Annotated in this window: 5 protein-coding genes; 3 read left to right on the top strand and 2 right to left on the bottom strand. The window is 62.8% G+C overall.

Translation table 11 applies throughout. From position 1 onward, the window contains the following. Positions 1 to 297: toprim domain-containing protein (locus tag EN780_RS31060; RefSeq protein WP_245500181.1), on the bottom strand; the 297-nt coding region annotated here is incomplete at its 3' end. A gap of 310 nt (positions 298 to 607) precedes the next feature. Continuing rightward, positions 608 to 985, bottom strand: coding sequence for a hypothetical protein (locus tag EN780_RS31065; RefSeq protein WP_128276185.1), 378 nt, complete (start codon positions 983 to 985; stop codon positions 608 to 610). 184 nt (positions 986 to 1,169) lie between these two features. Here EN780_RS31065 and EN780_RS31070 point away from each other — a divergent pair, with 184 nt between their 5' ends. The 3 genes from EN780_RS31070 to EN780_RS31080 all read left to right on the top strand — a co-directional run. Beyond that, entirely contained in the window at positions 1,170 to 1,916 is a 747-nt protein-coding gene (locus EN780_RS31070) for a cytochrome c biogenesis CcdA family protein (RefSeq protein ID WP_128276186.1), read from the top strand. Positions 1,917 to 1,967: 51 nt separating this feature from the next. Next, the gene (locus EN780_RS31075; protein WP_245500182.1) at positions 1,968 to 2,432 is read left to right on the top strand and encodes a nuclear transport factor 2 family protein; all 465 of its coding nucleotides are present in this window, start codon (positions 1,968 to 1,970) and stop codon (positions 2,430 to 2,432) included. Positions 2,433 to 2,584: 152 nt separating this feature from the next. After that, the coding region (locus EN780_RS31080; protein ID WP_148674713.1) for an NTP transferase domain-containing protein at positions 2,585 to 3,016 on the top strand (432 nt) is incomplete at its 3' end.

A 3,016-nucleotide genomic window follows, 5' to 3' on the forward strand; every position in this document is an offset into this window, starting at 1 on the left:
CTTCTGCTTCAGCACTTCCAGCACATGCCAGGAAATCGCCTCGCCCTCGCGGTCCGGGTCGGTGGCGAGGATCAGGCCGTCGGCGTCCTTGACCGCCTTGGCGATGTCGGCAAGCCGCTTGCCCGAGGCGGTGTCGACCGACCAGGACATGGCGAAGTCCTCGTCGGGGCGCACCGAACCATCCTTGGCCGGCAGATCGCGGACGTGGCCGAACGAGGCCAGGACCTTATAGTTCTTGCCGAGATATTTGTTGATTGTCTTTGCCTTGGCCGGCGATTCGACGACGACGACGTCCATGAGGTCTCATATCAGCTATGGGCCAGCGGAAGAATTCCCGCCGCGCGCGACGCGTTCTTTTTCGTCGCTCACATGGCCGTGCTTTTGCAATCGGTCAAGGGCAGGGCGGCCAAAATGCGGAGACGTCCGCGGCAATACACTCTTAGAGTGTATGGAGTGGACCACATAATTCGGGGAGGGCCGTTCGAGCATCGAGCCACTGGAACGACCCGGTCGATTCGAGCGAGTCGCTAGACGCGGCAATGGCGGAAACCGGCCGCCGGGTGAACAGACCTTGTCCGGCGGCCAGCCGATGTTTCGGGGCGGGAACTCAGTCGGCCTTGACGATGTGCCAGACGCCGGAGGCGCCGTCGCCCGTCGCGTCGCCGGCCTTCTTGTCCTTGATGAAGGTGTAGACCGGCTTGCCGTCGTAGGCCCACATCTTGGTGCCGTCGGTGCGGTCGACAATCGTCCATTCATCGTCCGCCTTGGCGCCGGCCTCGGCCTTCAGGGGCGGCCAGTTGGTGGCGCATTTGTCGTAGCAGTTCGATTTGCCCTTCTCGTCCTTGTCGTAGGTGTAGAGCGTCATGCCCATGGCGTCCGTGTAGATTTTCGTGCCGCCAACCTCGGCTTCCTTCCACGCCTCGGCGGCGAAGGATGCGGCGGTGCTGAGCAGAAGTGCTGCGAGCCCGACAGTAATCGTTTTCATGGAAATCTCCCTGGGTATCCGAAGAAGCGCGCGGAAAATCGCGGCCTCATTGGATCAACGCCTCCGAGAGACAGGTTCTTCCCGCAATTGCATTGGGCAGGGCGGCGACTTGCCACGCATTGGTGATTGGCAGACGCGCCTTTGTCTCGCTATATCAGCGCCATAACGTTCTGGAGCACCAGGAATGGCGTTGGATATCGGCTATGTCAGCGCGGTCGGAGCGGGGGCGATCTCGTTCCTGTCGCCTTGCGTGCTGCCGCTGGTGCCGCCCTATCTCTGCTACATGGCCGGCGTTTCGGTAGACGATTTCCGCGGCGATGCCGGCGCAACCGCCAGGGCCGGCGCGCGTGGCGCGCTGATTGCGTCCTCCATCGCCTTCGTGCTCGGTTTCTCCACCGTGTTCGTGGCACTCGGCGCCGGCGCCTCGACGATAGGTCATTGGCTGCGCGTTTGGCAGGAGCCGCTGGCAATGGCGGCCGGCGTGCTCATCATCCTGATGGGGCTCAATTTCCTCGGCATATTGCGCATTCCGCTTCTGTCGCGCGAGGCGCGCTTCCAGTCGCAGGGCAAACCGGCCAGCCTGGTCGCCGCCTACATTATGGGACTGGCCTTCGCTTTCGGCTGGACGCCTTGCATCGGACCGGTTCTGGGTCCGATCCTGACGTTGGCGGGCGGCCGCGAGACGGTGGGCGAGGGCGCGTTGCTGCTCGCCGCCTATTCGCTCGGGCTCGGCATCCCGTTCCTGATCGCCGCGCTGTTTTCGGGCGCCTTCATGCGCTTCCTCGCCAGATTCCGTGTCCATCTCGGTCGCGTCGAACAGGCGATCGGCGCACTGCTGGTCGTCGCCGGCGTGTTTTTCCTGACCGGCGGCGTGCAGAGCGCGTCCTACTGGCTGCTGGAAAATTTCCCGGGCCTGGGGCGGCTGGGGTAGCTCCCATCCTCCGCAACCGGAACGATGCCTGAAAGCCCGCGTTGCAGGCTCGTGCGCAAGCGCGACGGTGAGGCGAGAATGGTATCCCGGGCGGATCTGCAAGAGTTCTTCAAGACGTATGAGAGGGTCTACAACGACGCGATCGCAGGCACCGTCGATCTGGACGACCTCGCGGATATCTACTCGACCGGCTTTGTCTCCGTGACGCCGGCAGGGGTCGTCGTTGGCGAAAATGGCGCGGAGTTGAAGGACGTCATGAAAAAGGGCTTCGAGGCCTATCGGGCGATCGGCAGCAAGAAGATGATTTGTGCCGATGTCTCGGTGACGCCCATCGACCAGGACCATTGCGTTGCCAAGGTGCAATGGTCGGGCGAATACGAACGCAGCTACAAGGACCGTCTGACCATCGATTTCGAGGTCAACTATCTCGTAGAAAGACGCGACGGCCGCCTGAAAGTGTTTGGTTGGATCGCCGGCGATGAGCAGGCGGAATTCAGGCAGTACGGTCTGTTGTAGCGGCATATTGCCTGCTGGATCGCGCCTTGAGATGCGCTGATCAGGAGTAGGCAGATCCGCCGTCTCACCGGAATTTAACCGCATTGGTGCAGCATGGGCGCTGATGCTAGATATGCCTTGATTCCCGACCCTGTTCATATGGTTGCCCTTTCATGAGCCAGAGATCCTGCCTGTCCGTCATCCTTGCCGCCGGCGAGGGCACACGCATGAAGAGCGCGCTGCCCAAGGTGCTGCATCCGATCGCCGGGCTGCCGATGGTCGCCCATGTGGTGAAGGCGGCGGAAGCCGCCGGCAGCGGCGACCTGGCGCTGGTGATCGGCCATGGCGCGGACGAAATGCGCAAGGCGGCGCAGAAATTCGCGCCGAACGCCGAGACTTTCGTGCAGGAGAAGCGTCTCGGCACCGCGCATGCCGTGCTTGCAGCGCGCGCTGCTATATCAAAGGGTTACGACGATATTCTCGTCATGTTCGGCGACACGCCGCTGATCGAACCGGAAGCGCTTGCCGTCGCCCGGCAGAAGCTGGCGGAAGGTGCCGCGGTCGTCGTCGTCGGCTTCCGTCCGCCCAATCCGACCGGCTATGGC

The organism is Mesorhizobium sp. M4B.F.Ca.ET.089.01.1.1, assembly GCF_004022605.1.
GTDB lineage: Bacteria > Pseudomonadota > Alphaproteobacteria > Rhizobiales > Rhizobiaceae > Mesorhizobium > Mesorhizobium abyssinicae.